Annotated in this window: 11 protein-coding genes and 3 pseudogenes; 5 read left to right on the top strand and 9 right to left on the bottom strand. The window is 60.5% G+C overall.

Going from position 1 to position 17907, the window contains the following annotated elements; all coding sequences use genetic code 11:
- Nucleotides 1–212: 212 nt before the first annotated feature.
- Nucleotides 213–782 carry an aminodeoxychorismate/anthranilate synthase component II gene (locus tag QNM96_RS17220; RefSeq protein WP_283837900.1) on the bottom strand — a complete coding sequence of 190 codons (570 nt, stop codon included), beginning with the start codon at nucleotides 780–782 and terminating at the stop codon, nucleotides 213–215.
- Entirely contained in the window at nucleotides 782–2290 is a 1509-nt protein-coding gene (pabB, locus tag QNM96_RS17215; RefSeq protein WP_283837899.1) for an aminodeoxychorismate synthase, component I, read from the bottom strand. Before pabB ends, QNM96_RS17220 begins: the two co-directional genes overlap by 1 nt.
- A 564-nt stretch (nucleotides 2291–2854) precedes the next feature.
- On the opposite strand from pabB, the gene ppc reads away from it, so the two are divergent.
- The gene (gene ppc / locus QNM96_RS17210) at nucleotides 2855–5545 is read left to right on the top strand and encodes a phosphoenolpyruvate carboxylase (protein WP_283837898.1); all 2691 of its coding nucleotides are present in this window, start codon (nucleotides 2855–2857) and stop codon (nucleotides 5543–5545) included.
- Between the two features lie 80 nt (nucleotides 5546–5625).
- Here ppc and QNM96_RS17205 read toward each other — a convergent pair.
- The 3 genes and pseudogenes from QNM96_RS17205 to QNM96_RS17195 all read right to left on the bottom strand — a co-directional run bounded on the left by QNM96_RS17205 (nucleotide 5626) and on the right by QNM96_RS17195 (nucleotide 8516).
- Nucleotides 5626–6488: pseudogene (locus QNM96_RS17205) on the bottom strand (IS1595 family transposase).
- The gene (locus QNM96_RS17200) at nucleotides 6419–6565 is read right to left on the bottom strand and encodes a hypothetical protein (protein WP_283837897.1); all 147 of its coding nucleotides are present in this window, start codon (nucleotides 6563–6565) and stop codon (nucleotides 6419–6421) included. The pseudogene QNM96_RS17205 and the gene QNM96_RS17200 overlap by 70 nt, the downstream one beginning before the upstream one ends.
- A gap of 334 nt (nucleotides 6566–6899) precedes the next feature.
- Entirely contained in the window at nucleotides 6900–8516 is a 1617-nt protein-coding gene (locus QNM96_RS17195) for a BCCT family transporter (RefSeq protein WP_283837966.1), read from the bottom strand.
- Between the two features lie 534 nt (nucleotides 8517–9050).
- Here QNM96_RS17195 and QNM96_RS17190 point away from each other — a divergent pair.
- Nucleotides 9051–9422, top strand: a pseudogene (locus tag QNM96_RS17190) (Rid family detoxifying hydrolase); the annotation flags it as partial.
- 45 nt (nucleotides 9423–9467) lie between these two features.
- On the opposite strand, the gene glyA reads toward QNM96_RS17190, so the two are convergent.
- The gene (gene glyA / locus QNM96_RS17185; RefSeq protein ID WP_283837896.1) at nucleotides 9468–10718 is read right to left on the bottom strand and encodes a serine hydroxymethyltransferase; all 1251 of its coding nucleotides are present in this window, start codon (nucleotides 10716–10718) and stop codon (nucleotides 9468–9470) included.
- A gap of 138 nt (nucleotides 10719–10856) precedes the next feature.
- Here glyA and QNM96_RS17180 point away from each other — a divergent pair, with 138 nt between their 5' ends.
- A complete protein-coding gene (locus QNM96_RS17180; RefSeq protein ID WP_283837895.1) occupies nucleotides 10857–11237 on the top strand; it encodes a Rid family detoxifying hydrolase in 381 nt (126 codons plus the stop codon).
- Between the two features lie 231 nt (nucleotides 11238–11468).
- Nucleotides 11469–11630, top strand: a complete 162-nt coding sequence (locus tag QNM96_RS17175) for a hypothetical protein (protein ID WP_283837894.1) — start codon at nucleotides 11469–11471, stop codon at nucleotides 11628–11630.
- Between the two features lie 425 nt (nucleotides 11631–12055).
- Here the strand turns inward: QNM96_RS17175 and fdhF are convergent, their stop codons facing one another.
- Both fdhF and QNM96_RS17165 read right to left on the bottom strand, forming a co-directional pair.
- Nucleotides 12056–15388: a formate dehydrogenase subunit alpha gene (fdhF, locus tag QNM96_RS17170; RefSeq protein WP_283837893.1), complete on the bottom strand. Its 3333-nt coding sequence runs from the start codon at nucleotides 15386–15388 to the stop codon at nucleotides 12056–12058.
- Nucleotides 15385–16908 (bottom strand): NADH-ubiquinone oxidoreductase-F iron-sulfur binding region domain-containing protein, encoded by a 1524-nt coding sequence (locus tag QNM96_RS17165; protein WP_283837892.1) that lies wholly within the window; start codon nucleotides 16906–16908, stop codon nucleotides 15385–15387. Before QNM96_RS17165 ends, fdhF begins: the two co-directional genes overlap by 4 nt.
- Before the next feature lie 189 nt (nucleotides 16909–17097).
- Between QNM96_RS17165 and QNM96_RS17160 the strand changes: the two genes are divergently transcribed.
- Nucleotides 17098–17373: a hypothetical protein gene (locus QNM96_RS17160; protein WP_283837891.1), complete on the top strand. Its 276-nt coding sequence runs from the start codon at nucleotides 17098–17100 to the stop codon at nucleotides 17371–17373.
- Nucleotides 17374–17422: 49 nt separating this feature from the next.
- Here QNM96_RS17160 and QNM96_RS17155 read toward each other — a convergent pair.
- Nucleotides 17423–17723 (bottom strand): annotated as a pseudogene (locus tag QNM96_RS17155) (aldehyde ferredoxin oxidoreductase C-terminal domain-containing protein); the annotation flags it as partial.
- Nucleotides 17724–17907: the final 184 nt, after the last annotated feature.

Genomic DNA, 17907 nt, shown 5'->3' with positions numbered 1-17907 from the left:
TGTCCTCAGCCACGGACCAACACGGGTCTCGGTAACTGGACCCCCTCATCCTCAGTCGTAGCGACGAAACAGCCTCTAATCAGGTGCGCGCTGGCGATAGTCTAAGAGCGATAGGATAACAGTGATATCACTGTGAAAACCCTATAAGGTAGTCGGCGATTCGTTCTTGACCGTGACCGGCGCGTCGAACGAGATACCGTAGAAAAGACCAGTTATCGGGCGGCCATCGAGCAGAAGTTCTCGATGATTCGCCTGCCGGCGTCGGTGAGGATACTCTCGGGATGAAACTGGACGCCGACGTGCGGTCGGCCCGCGTGCCGGACGCCCATCAGAATCTCGCGGTCGTCGTCCGTCCAGGCCGTCTCGACGAGACGAGACGGCAACGACTCTCGTTCGACGGCAAGCGAGTGATATCGCCCCACCTCGAACGGCTCGGGGAGGCCAGTGTACAGTCCAGTGCCGACGTGGCGAACCTCGGACGGCTTCCCGTGTATCACTTCGGGGGCGTGGCCAACTGACACGTCATGAGCGGCACACAGCGCCTGGTGTCCCAAGCACACTCCCAGCGTTGGGTAGTCAGTTTCGGCGAACACGTCGACGGAAATGCCCGCGTCCTCGGGTTTCCCCGGCCCTGGCGAGACGACGATCCCGTCCGGATCGAGCGACCGAATCCCCTCGACGTCGATTTGGTCGTTTCTGCGGACTTCAACGGGGGTAAACTCGCCGACGTACTGGACGAGATTGTAGACGAAAGAGTCGTAGTTGTCGATGATCAGGATCATCAGAGTTTCCTCATCACGTCGGGCGCTGTTTCGACAGTGAACGACGTTTGGTCGCCGAGCGCTTCGTCGACAGCGGCAACGAGCGCGCGAGCCTTGTCTAACGTTTCAGCGTACTCGTGAGTGGGATCGGAATCGTGAACGATCCCCGCACCGACGCGGAGCGAGTACTCGTCGTGGTGGCGCACAAGTGTTCGAATGATAATGTTGAGCGTTGCTCGGTCATCGAACCCAAACATACCGATACTGCCCGTATAGGGCCCTCGTCGGGTTGCTTCGACTTCGTCGATGATCGCCATCGTACGGGGTTTGGGTGCACCGGTTATCGTCCCGCCTGGGAACACCGCCGAAACCGCGTCGGCGATCGTCGCGTCGTCTCGTTGCTGGCCACATACCACGGAGACGAGGTGCATGACCTCCGAGTAACGGTCTACTCGCCTGTATCCTTCGACCTCGACCGATCCGTACTCGCACACCTTGCCCAGATCGTTTCGCTCCAGGTCGACGAGCATCGCGTGTTCGGCGCGTTCTTTCTCGTCGTCCTGGAGGTCTGCTTCGAGAGTCTGATCCTCCTCGGTCGTCGTCCCTCGAGGACGAGTTCCCGCGATCGGTTCCGTAACGAGCTCGTCGCCGCGAACTTCAAGCAAAAGTTCGGGGCTCGCACTCACCAGATCGATCCCGGGAAACTCCAGTACGCCCGAATACGGAGCAGGGTTCACCTGTCGGACGGCGCTGAACACGTCGACCGGATGAACGGCGGCGGGCGCGACCAGTCTGTGAGAGACGTTCGCCTGGAATGTATCCCCATCGCGGATGTACTGTTTGATAGCGTTGACACGATCTGCGAACTCCTCTCTGCCACACTCGCTCTCGAACGTAGCCCGATCTGCCGTTGTGGGCGGAGCGCACTGTCGTTCTGTCCCCTCTATCGCCGCCCGTGCGAGTTCGATCGCATCCTCGAGGCCCGATTCGTATGCAGAGGTCGGATCGTCGCCGACGACGAGACACGCGGTAACGTGTACGGTAACCGATCCGTCATCACGAGGTTCCTTCCAGGCAGCCACGCGATCGAACACGCCCAGTTGCAGACGCGGTAGCTTCCGATCGTTGACGGTGGTGTCCGGAAGAGTCTCCAATTCGCGGGCGACATCGTAGGACAGCCATCCGAATGCGCCGCAAGGATACGGGACCGAACATCCTCCGCGGACTAGCTGTTCACGATCGAGAACAGTATCGATTGCGGCTATCGACGGGCTTTTTTCATCCCCCGATACGGCGTCGTGAGGAACCTGAATCTGCTCGACCGGAGCGACGCCGAAGTACCCCCACCCGGACTGTCCGCCGGTCGTCTCCAAGTAGAACCCGTTGGAGCCATCGCGAGCGCGCCGATACGCCGCGAACGGGTCCGAAACGGAGACGCAGACCTCGATCGGTACTCTCGCTTCGGGCGGTGCAGCCTCGGCAGTAGCGAGGAACGACTCCCTCTCGGTAACGACTGTCAGTTGGCTCATCTTACGTATCTCCTCCGCCGGGGAACTCCCAGTCCCGCAGTCCAGTGTAGATAGAGCGGGTGTGGGGCTAAAAGGTTAGTGCTGCCGCGACGGTCGTGTTTAGTTACTCGGCTTTGCACGTTGGATGTCCTACAATTTGAGTCGGCAGATCAGCAGAAGAGTCGCTGTGGAACAGTATTCCGACTCCGTTCAAGCAACCGACCACATCGATAACGCATCGATCGGTGCGAAAACACGGGTCGATCGCTCTTGTAGAGATCAACTTATCGTTCCGCACATCGGGAAGGTAAGGCAGTAGATAACCTCTCGTGGCTGTTTGCACAACGAATATGTCACCGGAACAACGTGAATAGCTGAGTTGGAAAGTAAACAAACTAAGATACTTGTTGGCTATTGTGGCCTTGATGCAACTGAAACAGTTTGAGACTGAAATGAAGCCAGGGTGGTGCCATGCATCTTAGGGCGAGTGGGAATTATCGATGAGAGCGCGCGTCTATCGACCTCACTGATGAAGCGAGGTACGTCTGCAGAGGACTTTTAACTTCAAACTAACATTCTTGGAACATGGGTCTTCAGAAGAGAGAGATTAGTCAAGACGTCCGAGAACTCGGCGCGCTACTGGGAACCGTCCTCGAAGAGCAAACCTCAAGCGAAGCGTTCGAAACGGTCGAGTCGGGCCGACAGGCCGCGATCGAGTATCGCTCCGGTGAACGCGACTCCCGCGAGCCCTTGATCACGGAAATCGAGCGGCTGTCGCACCATAATCAGCAGATCATCGCCCGGGCGTTTACGACCTACTTCGAGTTGATCAATCTGGCGGAAGAACAAGAGCGGATCCGAACGATCCGGACGGAATCGCAAGCGGGTACGCTTGAGGACAGCTTCGAGACCGCAGCCGAGGAACTCGGCGAGGCCGACGTCGAGACCGTCCGACAGATCCTCGATAACGTCTTGATCGAGCCGACGTTCACCGCCCATCCGACCGAGGCCCGCCGCAAGACCGTCAAATCCAAACTTCGAGAGATTTCGACCTCGCTCGAGAGCTTAGACGAACAACTGTTGACAGACAAAGAGAAGCGTCAGGTCTGGCAGGACATCGATGCCGAGATAACGAGCCTCTGGCAGACCCCACAGGTGCGCAACCGCCAGCCCGAACCCGAAGACGAGGCCCGCAACGTCCAGTGGTACCTTGAGAACACGCTGTTCGACGTGGTCGGCGAGATCTACGACGGACTCAACGAGGCGATCGACGCCGAAGTCCCCGGCGATCTCGAGATTCCGAAGCTCTTCGAGTTCCGCTCGTGGGCGGGCAGCGACCGCGACGGCAACCCCTACGTCACTCCCGACGTAACCGCCAATACTCTCGAGCGCCAGCGCTCGCTGATCTTCGAGCGCTATCAGGCCGAGTTCAAGCGACTCTCTGGCGTCTTGAGCCAAGACGGTAACCGGATCGATGCTGGCTCCGAATTTCAGGCCTCCCTCGAGCGCGACCGCGAGCGCCTGCCGGGCAGCGCTCGCACGGCCGAGGAGCGGTATCCGGACGAACCCTACCGCCAGAAACTCAAACTCATGCGCGAGCGGCTCCGCCTTGTCGGCGACGTTCGCCCGGGCGGCTACGATAACGCCGACGAACTCCGCGCCGATCTCGAGATAATTGCCGAGAGCTTGCGCGCCAATGACGCCGACAGCGTCGCCGACGCTCACGTCGATCCGATCCGCCGGCAGGTCGCCACGTTCGGCTTCTCGCTTGCAAGTCTCGACCTGCGCAACCACCAGCAGAAACACACCGACGCCATCGCCGAAGCCCTCGAGCGCCAAGGGATCGACTACCGCGCCCTCTCAGAGGACGAGCGTGTCGAACTCCTGACTAACGCCGTCTTACAAGACGAGTCGGTGATCGATCTCGCTGCGACCGCCAACCTCTCGGAGGACTCAGTGCGCGTCCTCGAACTCTTCGATAGCCTCGCCGACTGGCAGACCGAGTACGGTGTCCACGCCATCGACACCTACTGCATCTCGATGACCGAGGAACCCAGTCACGTCCTCGAGGTGCTGTTCTTGGCAGATCAGGCCGGCGTCGTCTCCCTACCCGAGTACGCAGGCATCGACATCGTTCCGCTACTCGAGACCGAATACGCGCTCTCGGGAGCCCGACGGATCATGGGCACGCTCTTCGAGAACGAGGCTTACGCGCAAGTGCTCGAAGCCCGCGGGCGAACCCAAGAGATCATGCTGGGGTACTCGGACTCGAACAAAGAAAACGGCTTTCTGGCGGCGAACTGGTCGCTGTACAAGAACCAGCGCCGGTTGGGTGAGATCTGCGACGACCACGACGTAACGATGCGGTTGTTCCATGGTCGCGGCGGTTCCATCTCGCGGGGCGGCGGCCCGATGAACGAAGCACTGCTCGCGCTGCCGAACTCCACCGTGACCGGTCAGGTCAAGTTCACCGAACAGGGCGAAGCCATCGCCGAGAAGTACGCCAACCCGCGCATTGCCGAGCGTAACATCGAACAGATGCTCAACGCCCAATTGCGGGCGCGCAAGCAAGCGATTGACCAGCCCGAAGAAGAGGTTCGCGAGGAGTGGGTCGACGCCATGGAGATCATGGCTGATACCGCTCGACAGGAATATCGGGACCTCCTCGAGAGCGAGGGATTCGTCCAGTACTTCGAGCAGGCGACGCCGATCACCGTCATCGAAGACCTCAACCTCGGTTCACGGCCGGCCTCCCGCAGCGGTGAGCGCACAGTCGAGGACCTGAGGGCGATCCCGTGGGTGTTCTCGTGGACCCAGTCGCGGTGTATTCTTCCGGGTTGGTATGCCCTTGCAACCGGCATCGAGGCGTATCTCGAGGATGGCGGGTCGATGGATATCCTACAGACGATGTACAACGAGTGGCCGTTCTTTCGAACGACGCTCGACAACGCTGCGCTCTCGCTGTCGCGGACGGAACTCGAGATCGCCAACCGATACGCTGACCTGGCCGAGCCGGATCTCCGCGACCGGTTCTTCCCGCGGGTGACCGACGAGTACGAGCGGGCAGCGGATCTGATCACCGAAATCGGCGAGCGCGACCAACTGCACACCCGTGACTGGCTCGGTGAAAATCTAGAGCGGCGGAACCCGTACGTCGATCCCCTGAACATACTGCAGGTACACCTGCTCGATCAGAATCACCGAACGGATATCGAAGAACGAACGCTCCGATTGACGGTCAAAGGGATCGCAGCTGGAATGAAAAATACGGGATGAGGTAGGCAGCAGGCGGATCGTGACGAATTGAGAGTTGTTCGCTAGTTTCCGGCACAGATCAGAAGGCATCCTTTCGACGCTCATCCCAATACATTATAACATAGGGTTTTTTCGAACCAATTATCTGGTGAATTGAGTTTCAGCGCAAGGAAGTTCAGATACTTCTGGAGGGGATGCTTGGAGACACCTCGGAACTTCGCCAGTTGCTGGCGAAGGAAGCTGTGGCGGTTCTCGCACGTGTTTGTGTGAGCGTCACCGATGAAGTAGGAGTCAGAGTGGTTGGCGGCCAGATGGCCGTCCACCCCCTCCTTGGTCTCGATATCGTCGTAGATCGTGTAGTCGTCGGTACAGAGGATGACGCTGCCGTCGCCGTACTCGGCGATATCGTCGTCAGCGTCTTGGAGATTCTTGCAGACTAGAAATCGAACTCGTCCGTCATCCCGGCGGACGAGTGTTAGGACTGGTGGTTTGTCTGAGGCGAAGTCTCCTCGCCCCTTTTTCAGAGTCCGCGCTTGCGCGAACTTGCTTCCTCGTCTTCGCGTCCCTTCCCACCAGCAGTCACGTAGATTTCGTCGGCTTCACACGTTATAGAGGTCAAACTCGCCGATGTCACCACTCACGTTCTGGACTTCGTGGACGGAGTCCAGAACGGCCTTGTAGTCACGAGCGAGGTCACGAGCGATTGAGCGGTCAACTCAGATCGCATCTCCTTGACGATGTAGAACATCTCTTCGAGTGCGAAGCGATGCTGGCCGAAAATCGTGTTTGTAAGGTCATTAAAGTACGTCTTGCAGTTCTTGCACCAGTGCTGCTGAGCATCTTTCCCGGTGGTTCCTCGCTTCACAACTGTGTCGCTCTGGCAATGGAGACACGTCACCGTCTCGCCCGGTTTGGCGAGACGCGCTCGCCGATGGTCACGAGCGGCATCCGATCGGGACGCCAGCCGTCACGACGCGCGGATTCGGTCCCGACCAGCTCAGAATGGTCGACGAACTGATCGTCTCCGTGCTGGATGCCCATACGACGACGCGGTCGCGGCCGAGGTTCGAGCCGACGTCGACCGGTTGTGTACAGCGTTCCCCGTATACGATCGATGAAATCTATCGAAGCCATTGTAACGATTTACACACCGATCGCAACACCGTCTTTACACACCGATCGCAACGCCGTCCTTCGATCGCGTGTGCGTAACGTTCAGTGGGTACCAGTGCTGACCGTCCGAAAGTGACGGTCGGTCGCCTCGAGGGTATTTTTGCCGGTCGATTCGGCTTCGAGTCCCATCGGTACTGATTTTCGGGACTCGTGTCGACGCCTTGGGACGATCCGTTACGGCGCAAAAAACGAATAGATTCGATCAGTCGTCGTCCTGTGCGAGCTTGTCGGCCCCTGAGGTTGCTGGCATCGACTCGTCTTCTTGCAGGAACACTGCCCGTTGTTTCCCGAACATGACCGACATCGACACGATCGCGATCAACAAGACGATAGCGAACGGGCCGCCTGTAATAATCGCCGCAGCCTGGAGTGCGTCGACGCCACCAACGACCATCAGCATCGACGCCAACAGACCGATAAGTCCGCCCCAGATGACGCGGTTGATCGTCGAGGGGCTCTCGACACCGCCGGTCGTCAACATGCCAAGCGCGAGCGTCGAGGAGTCAGCCGACGTGATGAAGAACGTCGTGATGAGGAGGAGGAACAGGAACATCAATACCTCACCCAGCGGTAGTGCTTCGAACATCGGGTACCCCGCCGCTGCCTCGTCGCCACCGTACTCGCCGACGACGCCGAGGACATCGGCTCCGCCGGTGTCTTGCATCCAGATTGAAGTGCCGCCCATCGCGGCGAACCACGGAATCGTCACGCCGGTCGAGGCGAAGACGCCGGTGAACGCGACCTGCCTAACAGTGCGTCCTTTGGAGATACGTGCGATGAACAAGCCGACGAACGGCGCCCAGGAGAACCACCATGCCCAGTAGAACACCGTCCAGTCGCCTACGAACGCGTCGACACCGGCCGCTTCGCCACCGGCCCCGGTGAAGAGACTCATCGCGATGAACTGGTTCACGTAGTTGCCGACCGCCTCGGTACCGAACGCCAGGATGTATCGCGTCGGCCCTAGCAGAAAGACAGCGATCATCAACAACGTGAACAGTCCCATGTTGAAGTACGATATCCGACGAATTCCGCGCTTGATACCTGCCGCAGCCGAAAGGGTAAACGCGATCGTCAGTCCGGTGATGACGATGACGGTCCCCAAGTCACCTAGGTTGATCCCCATCGTGTAATCGAGACCGATGAGAAATTGCGAGCCCACCAGTCCCAGCGTCGTCGCGACGCCGCCAATCGTCGCGAAGACCGCGATGATGTCGATGGATTTCGCCCAGAACCCGTCGAGATTGTCGAAGCCGACCCAGGGAGCGATTACCGTCGAGATGCGAAGCGGCGCGTCGTACTTGTAGGCGAGGTACGCGACCGGGATCGCCATGATCACGTACGCCGACCACGCCGAGATGCCCCAGTGAAAAAAGGTATACTGGAGGGCACCGACGGCCGCTTCGGACGTCTGGGATTCGGCACCGACGAACGGCATCGGCGCGTCGTAATGGAAGATCGCCTCGGCCGGTCCCCAGAAGACGATCCCTGCGGCGATGGCCGCCGAATACAGCATGACGAAGTACGACAGGAAGCCAAACTCCGGCTCCTGGTCTTCGCCGCCGAGTCTGATGTTCCCCCACGGCCCCAGTATGAGGAAGAACACGAACAGGACGAGGACGAACATGATCAACAGGTACGCCCAGCCGAGGTCGATCCACAGGAAGTCGTTTATGTCCCACATCAGTTCCGACGCCGCTTCTTCACGGAGGATGAACCCCACGACTGCGAGTGTTGCTACCACTACGCCGATACCGAAGACGATCGTATCGAGTTCGCTCGTGAACTTTTCTAACGTCGTTTGATTGCTCTGACTCATGATGATGTGTAAGGTCGTGAATTCAGTTGGCACACATTACGTTCGGTGGCGACCGGTCGTCTTCGCAACCACACCGGGACGAAACCGACGGTGCTGTGTCGCTCGAGTAGCGTCGATCCGCATCGTCCCGGCTCATCGTGACACTCTTTCCGTCGATCCCGGCCGGGTGGATCACACCCACGTTTCGTCGCGGTTTTCACTACCGATGGATTTGAGTTGGTCGATCGAACCATCAGTCGCAACCTTGTGTCCGTTCGTTCTCGTCTCGTCGGTTGGCTGGCTCTCATCGTACTACTGGGTTAATGGCTACCATGACACAATATAAAGTTTGAGGTATTGCAGATGCCGTGTGACACCAGATTGGAAGCGTTACCGCCTGCTTGCGGTCTCCATTTCACGCGCGAGACGAGTGAGTTGTTTTGTCCGCATCGATACCCCCAACCAACCGTTCACAACCTGTCAATACCCAGAATAGAATAGGTTAGTTTGTACCTATCAGTACGTATATGATTGTACAGAGAGACACTCGAACGGATGAAACGACTCGTTAGCACTACCGACGCACCAGCAGCGGTCGGCGCGGAGAGCCAGGCACCCTAGAACGGCGACCTCCTCTTTACAGCGGGGCAGCTCCCGCTGACACCCGACGGCAACCTCCTCGAGGAGGAATCCGTGGCCGTCCAGACCGGACAGTGTCTCGAGCACGTTGAAGCGATTCTTGCGAGCGAAGGCGTCGAGATTTCGGACCCGCTGAAGGTGACGATCCACCTCGGCGATATCGACGACTTCGAGGAGATGAATGAGACCTACGCCGAATTCTTCGACGACGAACCGCCCGCCAGAAGCGCGATCAAAGTCGGCGCCGTCCCGAAAGGGGCCACACTCGAGATCGAAGCCGTGGCGATCGCTCTCGCGAGGGACAAAACGTCGCGCGGAGAGGAGTCGGAAGAACTACCCGTAGATCGGGAACTCCTCGCAGAGTTCGTTGACCCGCGAGTCGACGCGATCGTCGACGTCCTCGTCGTCCGGATCATCGAGCACGTCGACGATTAGGTCGGCGACGGTCTCCATCTCGGCTTCCTCGAAGCCGCGCGTGGTCAGCGACGGCGTACCGATGCGGATCCCGCTCGTGACCATCGGCGATCTGGTCTCGCCTGGGACGGTGTTTTTGTTGACGATAATACCAACGTCGCTCAGTAGCGCTTCGGCTTCTTTGCCCGTGAGATCGGGGTACGACTCGCGAAGGTCGATGAGCAGGAGGTGCTTGTCGGTCCCGTCACTGACCAGCGACAGGCCCCGTTCGTGGAACACGTCGGCGAGTCGCTTCGCGTTCGCGACGACTTGTTCGGCGTGCTCTTCGAATTCGGCGGTTTGGGCCTCCGCGAAGCCGGCGGTCTTGCCGGCGACGTTGTGCATTAGCGGACCTCCCTGCGCGCCCGGGAAGACCGCCGAGTCGATGGCGTCGGCGTATTCCTCCTCGCACATGATGATGCCGCCGCGGCCGGCGCGGATCGTCTTGTGCGTGCTCCCGGTGACGAACTCCGCATGTTCGACTGGCGACTCGTGGACGTCGGCAGCGACGAGCCCCGTCACGTGAGCGATATCCGCGAGGTGGTACGCGTCGACCGTATCCGCGATATCGCCGATACGTTCGTACTCGAATTCGCGGGGATACGCCGAGGACCCACTAACGATGATGTCCGGGTCGAACTCGCTCGCGTGGCTCTCGAGTTCGTCGTAATCGATATAGCCCGTCTCGGGGTCGACCTCGTACTGTTCGACGTCGTAGAGCTGTCCCGAGAAGTTAACGTTGTGACCGTGAGAGAGGTGTCCGCCGTGCGAGAGTGACAGCGACAATATCTTGTCGCCCGGTTCGAGCACGGAGAAGTAGACGCCCATGTTGGCCTGCGTACCGCTGTGGGGTTGCACGTTGGCGTGGTCGACTCCGAACAGTTCCTTTGCGCGGTCGATCGCGAGTTCTTCGACGGTGTCGACGTGTTGGCAGCCGCCGTAGTATCTCCCGCCGGGGTATCCCTCGGCGTACTTGTTCGTGAGGACGCTCCCCTGTGCTTCGAGCACAGCTTTCGAGACGTGGTTTTCCGAGGCGATCATCCCTAGCGTCGATTCCTGCCGCTCACGCTCGAGGTCGATGGCCTCGGCCGTATTCGGATCTATCTGCTCGAGTGACTGTTTGAACGCCATATCTATACGTCGATTATGGACGGTAAGTATCTTGCGTGCAGCGGGGCTCCAACCCCAAATAGTAAACCATGTGATATTATATGGTGAGGAGCCCGCGCACTACATGGCTTTAAGAGACAGGAGCGGATATCGGTGTCTATGAAGCGCGCAATCAGTACCGACGATGCTCCGGCAGCCGTGGGCGCGTACAGTCAGGCAACTACGAGCGGTGAGCTGCTTTTCACCGCAGGTCAGCTCCCGCTTACAACAGACGACGAACTCCTCGCCGACGCGCCGGTCAGTGAACAGACTCGGCAGTGTCTCGAAAACGTCAGAGCGATTCTCCAGTCCGAGGAGGGATCGATGGACGACGTCCTCAAGACGACCGTGTTCCTCGACGATATCGATGACTTCGACGAGTTCAACCAGGCGTACAGCGAATTCTTCGACGAAGAGCCGCCTGCCAGAAGCGCCGTTGAGGTCGGCCGCGTTCCCAAGGGGGCGGCGGTCGAGATCGAAGCTCTGGCGGTAATCGAGTAGTCTCGGTCGAGTACGAAGGATCGATCGTCCGTAGCGTGTAGCGAGATTTCGCCGCATTCATACGGTCGAACTCCGGATCGACTTCGCATATTGGTCGGCAACACGTCCACACGGACGCCACCCAGCGGGTTGCTGACAACGAGGGAATCACCGGGTTATCGACTCCGGTACAGTCGGTCGTTGCTCGGTTTTACCGATACTCCTTTTTCAGCTGGCAGTATATGATCGTCCATGTGTCAGTACTGTAGCTATCGGTACCACGACGGCTGGACGCAGTTATTGCAATACGATACTGTGTACCAGAACACCATCAGTACAGAGTCAGAGGCGACGTACGGATTCCACGAATCGTGGGACGAACTTCGAGAGGAAGTCGGCTACGGCACGCCCTGATAAGTCAACTCGGCTGAAGTTCCCGTATCCGAGCTTCTGGGTGTACGCGGCGATCTACGTGGTCGGTCCGGTCGCTGGCGCTGTCGCCAGCGTCATAGTCTCGAGAGAACCGAGCTGACTCCCGACCAGACGCGAGACGAGGCCGTACGGGGAGTTCGTCGAACGAACCGGAAGACTGATTCTCGCGACGCGGTCGACGAGAGGTTCGCTATAGTAACAACTGCAACGATTCACACACTGATCGCCGAACCGTCTGGCGATCAGATGTGCAATGACTTGCAGTGGCTACTATAGCCAGCGTTCGTTTTTCCACTCGTTTGACTCGAGGTGCCCGAACTGGGCGGTGATTCGGTGCCTCCGTGACGGATCCGATACGAGAAGTTTGCTCGAATAGCAGCAGTCGACGGGCGAGACGTCCACGACGATCAGTCGTCGCTGACTGCGGTTCCGCCGTCGTTATCGATTCCGGCGTCGGGTGCCTGCAGCACGTCCGGATCGGCGTTCAACCCGAGCGGTTCGACGCGGACACTGGACACCTTGTACTCGGGAATACCGGTGTGCGGGTCGAAGTTCTCCTGAGTGAGTTTGTTGACCGCGCCGGCAGCGAAGTGCATCGGGATGAACAGCGTCCCCTCGCCGATGCGGTCGGTCACGGTCGCCTTGACGACGATGTCTCCACGACGGGACTCGACCCGGACGTACTCGCCGTCGGCGACGCCGAGTTGGTCGGCCGTCGACGGGTTGATTTCGACGAAGCTCTCGCCGACGTGGTTCATGAGTCCCTCGACGCGTCGGGTGATCTGGCCGGTGTGCCAGTGGTAGAGCACCCGCCCGGAGGTGAGCGTGAGTGGATACTCTTCGTCGGGCAGCTCGCCGGGATGTCCACCGTCCGCAGGCACGAAGCGCGCCATACCATCGTCGAAGTTGAACGCTCCGTCCTCGTAATCGTAGAGGTATGGCGTTCCGGGGTGATCTTCGTCCCAGCAGGGCCACTGGAGTCCGTGCTCGTCGCCCGACTCGATGCGGTCGTAGCTGACACCGCCGTAAATCGGGACTAGGTCACTGATTTCGTCCATGACTTCCCGCGGGTGGTCGTAGTCCCAGTCACACCCGAGCCGGTTGGCCAGGTCCTGAGTGATCGCCCAGTCTTGGCGCGCCGTCCCGGGCGGTGTCGCAGTTGGGCGCACCCGCTGGATGCGGCGCTCGGTGTTAGTGAACGTGCCGTGTTTCTCTGGCGACGTCGCTGCGGGCAGGATCACGTCCGCGTGAGTCGCCGTCTCCGTCACGAAGATGTCCTGGACGACGAGGAATTCCAGTTTCTCGAGTGCCGCTTCGGCGTGCTGGATGTCAGGTTCGGACAGCGCGGGGTTTTCTCCGACGACGTACATTCCCCGCAGGTTACCTTCGTGCGCCTCCGAGAGCATTTCCGGCACCTTGAGCCCCGGCTCCTCGGGCGGACGCTCGCCCCATACTTCTTCGAACTTCTCGGCGACCTCGGGGTTCGCTGGGTCCTGATACCCTGGAAGGCTCCCGGGGAGGGTCCCCATGTCGCCACCGCCGCCCTGTACGTTGTTCTGTCCCCGGAAGGGTGAGAGTCCGGCACCGGGCTTGCCGATCTGGCCGAGCGCGAGGGCGAGGTCGGCCATCGCGAGGAGGTTCTGCGTGCCATGGCTGGACTGGGTCATCCCCATTGCCCAGCCGAAGACGACGGTCTCGGCGTCGGCGAGCGCCTCGGCGGCGGTCTTCAGCTCTTCGGGCGGAACGCCCGACAGTTCTTCGACTTTCTCGGGCGTAAATGCCTGGACCTTCTCCTTGACTTTCTCGAACCCCTTCGTGTTGCGCTCGATGAACGCTTCGTCGTGGAGATTGTTCTCGACGATATATCGAATGAGACCGTTGATCCAGGCGACGTCGTACCCGGGTTTGGTCCGCGTGTATTGGTCTGCGTGCTCGGCGATACCGACTTCACGGGGGTCGAAGACGAACAGGTCGGCCCCGTCTCGGACGTTTTGCTTAATGCGGGTTGCCAGAACCGGGTGCGACTCCGTCGTGTTCGACCCGGAGATGAGGTAGGCGTCGGCCTCGCCGATGTCCTCGTTGATACGGTTGGTCATCGCGCCGTACCCGAGGGTCTGTTGCAGCGCCGCCACCGTCGTCGAGTGACAGAGCCGTGCACAGTTGTCGATGTTTTTCGTCCCGAGAACCTGTCGGGCGAACTTCTGGACGAGATACGCCTCTTCGTTGCTCCCCTTCGACGACGCGAGACAGCCAACCGCGTCGACGCCGTGTTCAGCCTGGATTGCGCGCAGTTCGCTTGCGACGCGGTCGAGCGCTTCGTCCCAGGACGCCGTCTCGAACTCGCCGTCGTCGTTACGCACGAGCGGTTCCGTGATCCGCTCGTCGCTGTTGGCGAACTCGTGTCCGAACTTCCCTTTCACGCAGGTCGAGAAGTTGTTGGCGGGCGCCTTCGCGGGATCTTCGACGGGTTGGACACCGATCGCGTCGCCGTCTTTGCCCCACATCTCGAACCGACAGCCAACAGCACAGAATCCACACGTCGTCTCCTTCTTGTCGATCTTGCCGAGTCGGTAGCCGCTCACCGCCGACGCGATGTCGAACAGTCGTCCCTCGGGGAGCACCGTAGCGGCGACGTTCTCGGCGGTGTGTTCGCCAGCCAGCATGGCTTTGTGACCGTACCCTGTGGCGAGGTCCAGTGCACGGCGCCTGCTTTGGGCCATGAATCCGGCGACGCCGCTTCGATCGTCCGGACTCACGCTGGGGCTGGCTCCGATCCGACTCTCTCCGCCGGGGTCGGGCGAGCGATTCGGTGCCGCCGTGTTGTCGAGCGTTTCGACTTCCTCATGCTCGATAACCGTCCCGACGGAGTTACGCTGGGTGAAGCCGGGCAGCGGGAGGGTCGCGGCACCGCCGATGTCCTTCTCTGTCAGCGCGCCTGTCGGACAGACGGTCGCACAGTGACCACAGGAGACGCAGTCGGAGTCGGCCATCGTCTCGGCGTCGGACTGGAAGCCGATGCGCGTGTCCTCGCCGTGGCCCTCGATGCGGAGCACGCCCTCGACCTGCACGTCGTTACACCCCTCGACGCACCGGTTGCAGAGGATGCACTTGTTCCGGTCGATCTGGATGAACGACGAACTGTCGTCGAGGGGTTCGTACTCGTCACGGTCGTCGAAGACGCCATATCGCGGATGGTCGACGCCCTCGCTGATTGCGGTATCCTGTAGTTCGCAGCGGCCGTTGCCGTTGCAGGTCGTACACCGGAGGTTGTGGTTCGAGAGGACCAGATCGAGGTTGACGCTGCGCGTCTCTTCGGCGTCGGGGGTGTCCGTCTGCACGGTGAGCCCCTCGTCGGCCGGGAACGAACACGAGGGAACGAGGCCGTGTTCGTCGGTCTCGACCATGCACGTCCGGCACTCGCTTCGCGGGCCGATCTCACCGCTGCAATCCCCGTCCCGGTCGTAGTAACACAGCGCTGGAACATCGGCGTCGTCGATGGCGTCCGCTCCGGGATTGACGTTAACCGTCTCGTCGTCGACGGTCTGCATCGCGTCGATGATGGTCGACCCGGGTGGAACAGTCACCGGTTTGCCGTTGATCGTCACCGTCGTCGGTTCGTCGCCGTCGGTACCGACGACGGGATCGTTCGCAGTGCCGGTCTCGAATTCAGCCGTAACCGGCGTATTCGGTTGCGAATCCTCGATATCGGGAACGCCTGGAAGTATGTCGTCAGTACTCATAGTTTCTTAGTACAGGTGCCGCTGGGGCAGCGACCGTCGGCGTGTGCGCGGAATTCCGGTTCGAACTCGTCGATCGCGGTCGTCACGGGACGGGGCGCGTGAGCGCCGATCTGGCAGTTGCTCGACCGTTCCATCACTCGAGCCAGCTCGCGGATCGTTTCGGTCTCGAGCGATCCCTGGTAGACGTCTCGCAGGAGTTCGGTGAGCTGTTTCGTTCCTTCGCGGCCGGGCACGCAGCGGCCGCTGTTCTCGGTGGACGCGAATCGGGTGCGCTCGCCGACATCGGCGACTACGCACCGGTCGTCATTCAGCAGTTCGACCACGCCGTCGGTCCCGAGACCGGCTGCAGCGAACGACTGTGCGGCCAGGGTAGTGTCGAGATCCCGCGTGATACCACCGAGGATCCCGCCGACGCATGCCATCTTGAACGATCCTGTTAGTTCGACGGCATCTCGTACCACCGAAAGACTGCTGTCTGACGGGAGTTCGATGGTCGCTGGATCAGCGACATCGCCGGCGACGGTGATCAGCCGGGTGCCCGGATCGGCGCCGTCCGCGTCGAACGCGTCCGGATCGTGGATAGCCTGCCGTACCTGTGCGAACGTCCGCGGCGTGTGGATGATCGTCGGCCGTCCGTAGAGACCGTGCTTGGCGGGTGACGGCGGCTGGAGACGTGGTTCGATGCGGTCGGCGCCTTCCATCGCTTCGAGCGTGGCCGTCGGGGCGCCGGCCCGGTACTCGTCGGGGCCGGCCACCAGCTGGGGAACGATCGGCAGCTCGCTGGCGACTGCATCGATCGCTTTGCGGAGGTACCGATGCAGGTGGCTATCGGCCTCGTTGAGGTAGACAACGGCGTCGTCGGCACCCACGTACTCGGCGACGGCGGCTATCCCGTCGAGGACGGCTATCGGCGCTCCACCGAGCAGCACCTCGTCCGCTCGCTGTTCGTCGCGCGTCTCGTTCGCATTGGCAACCACGACGGGGTCTCCGTCCGTGTCCCGCACGGTCTCCCACCCGTCGGCGACAGGGTCATCGGTGGCGGCGTCGCCGCGCCCCCGACCGAGGAGTCCGGTATCGGTCACCGCTTCGGCGGCTCGATCAGACGAGACGATCGGCCACTCGTTCGGACTGAGCGGATCGGCCCATCCACACCGACCGAGCACCGACCGCTGCCCGATCGAGAGTGGTCCCGTGTTCGGGATCGGGAGCGACGTCGTCTCGGGCCCGTGTTCGACGACCACATCAGCGTTATCCGCTGGGATGGGTCCGTTTTCCAGCGTGTCGACGACATCTCGAGCGATCGACGGCTCCGGTTTGGCGAAGAACGCCGTCTGGCCCTCACGCGTCGCCATGACGAGGGGTTCGCTCCCCGTCACACCGGTCGGTCCCGTACGGACCACCGGTATCGAATCGGCTTCGTCTCGCATCGCCGTCACGACCTGTTCGTTGCCGTTCGCCGCGAGGTCGGTCGCGACGCGGACAAGAGGTGAGCGACCAGCGGTACTTGTACACCGTTTCATTGGTTATAACGTTGAATCGCAGGGGATAAAAACTCTCATAACCAGACTACTGTACTCATTTTTATATAATGCGGGCACAAAACCCACGACTGAACTCGTGAGGGTACCATAACCGAGCTTTCAGGGTTCGATATGCTCTGTTCACTTAGGTTATCGAAGAGATTAGGATCCTCTGGGCAAATATCAGGTATGATGACGAACCCTCGATTCGAGGAAGTCAAAACGGAAGCGACGGAGGCAGTCTCCGGCGACGACCTCCGTTCGGTGTACACTGGGATTGTCCACGAAAACGGCCGCCACGAGTACTATTTCGGTAACGATACCGAGGAAGCGGCCGAACTTCGGGAGGCTGCAGCGATTCAGGTCGGCATGCTGGTGCGTGTACTCGCCGATCGTTCCGACAGCCGTGTTGAGGAGATAGCCGAACTCGCAGTCGAACGCGCCGAGCAAATGGAGCTTCGGTGAGCGCCCGATAGCTGTGATTTTACGACTGGACCGTCTCGGGGGCCGGTCGACCGTCGGTGTCCAACCCCACGGCGTCTAGCCACTCGGCACCGAGCTCCTCGAAGACATCGCCGACGAAGTCGTCGACGATCAGGCTCCAGAGAATCGATTGCTGGTCCTGTTCAGTCGCGACGATGCGGGCGGCCCGCCCGGGACTTTCAGTCCTCAAAGATCTCCCGCTCGATCGGGATCGCTCGCCGGTGGCAGGCGCCGCGATCGCTTGTGGCGTATGCTAGCGCCATGCTTTCGGCGCCCCGGGGATCGTACGCGGGCAGTTCCATCGCCTCAACCGTCGGCACAAGACGGTCACCGACCTTGCCGGAGACTCCGCTGAGACGTCGCGTCGCGGATCGGGCCGCCACTGTCACTGACGAACTTATGGTCAACTGCCGGGCGGGCTAGGGTTCCCCGATCGGGGTGTGAAGTTACTATCTGATTTTGCTGACGATGGTCTCTCTAATCGCACGACAGGGCATTGATCCCATCGGAAGAAAA

The sequence above is a fragment of the Halostagnicola sp. A-GB9-2 genome (genome assembly GCF_030068615.1).
In the GTDB taxonomy this organism is placed as follows: domain Archaea; phylum Halobacteriota; class Halobacteria; order Halobacteriales; family Natrialbaceae; genus Halostagnicola.
Note: the sequence above shows the minus strand (reverse complement) of the source record. Positions and strands in the feature narration are given on the sequence as shown.

What these genes read in the sequence shown, in the direction of transcription:
- QNM96_RS17195 (WP_283837966.1), bottom strand. Translation starts at nt 8,516, where the DNA reads ATGAGTCAGAGCAATCAAACGACGTTAGAAAAGTTCACGAGCGAACTC.
- ppc (WP_283837898.1), top strand. Translation starts at nt 2,855, where the DNA reads ATGGGTCTTCAGAAGAGAGAGATTAGTCAAGACGTCCGAGAACTCGGC.
- QNM96_RS17200 (WP_283837897.1), bottom strand. Translation starts at nt 6,565, where the DNA reads ATGGGCATCCAGCACGGAGACGATCAGTTCGTCGACCATTCTGAGCTG.
- pabB (WP_283837899.1), bottom strand. Translation starts at nt 2,290, where the DNA reads ATGAGCCAACTGACAGTCGTTACCGAGAGGGAGTCGTTCCTCGCTACT.
- QNM96_RS17180 (WP_283837895.1), top strand. Translation starts at nt 10,857, where the DNA reads ATGAAGCGCGCAATCAGTACCGACGATGCTCCGGCAGCCGTGGGCGCG.
- QNM96_RS17220 (WP_283837900.1), bottom strand. Translation starts at nt 782, where the DNA reads ATGATCCTGATCATCGACAACTACGACTCTTTCGTCTACAATCTCGTC.
- glyA (WP_283837896.1), bottom strand. Translation starts at nt 10,718, where the DNA reads ATGGCGTTCAAACAGTCACTCGAGCAGATAGATCCGAATACGGCCGAG.
- QNM96_RS17175 (WP_283837894.1), top strand. Translation starts at nt 11,469, where the DNA reads ATGTGTCAGTACTGTAGCTATCGGTACCACGACGGCTGGACGCAGTTA.
- QNM96_RS17160 (WP_283837891.1), top strand. Translation starts at nt 17,098, where the DNA reads ATGATGACGAACCCTCGATTCGAGGAAGTCAAAACGGAAGCGACGGAG.
- QNM96_RS17165 (WP_283837892.1), bottom strand. Translation starts at nt 16,908, where the DNA reads ATGAAACGGTGTACAAGTACCGCTGGTCGCTCACCTCTTGTCCGCGTC.
- fdhF (WP_283837893.1), bottom strand. Translation starts at nt 15,388, where the DNA reads ATGAGTACTGACGACATACTTCCAGGCGTTCCCGATATCGAGGATTCG.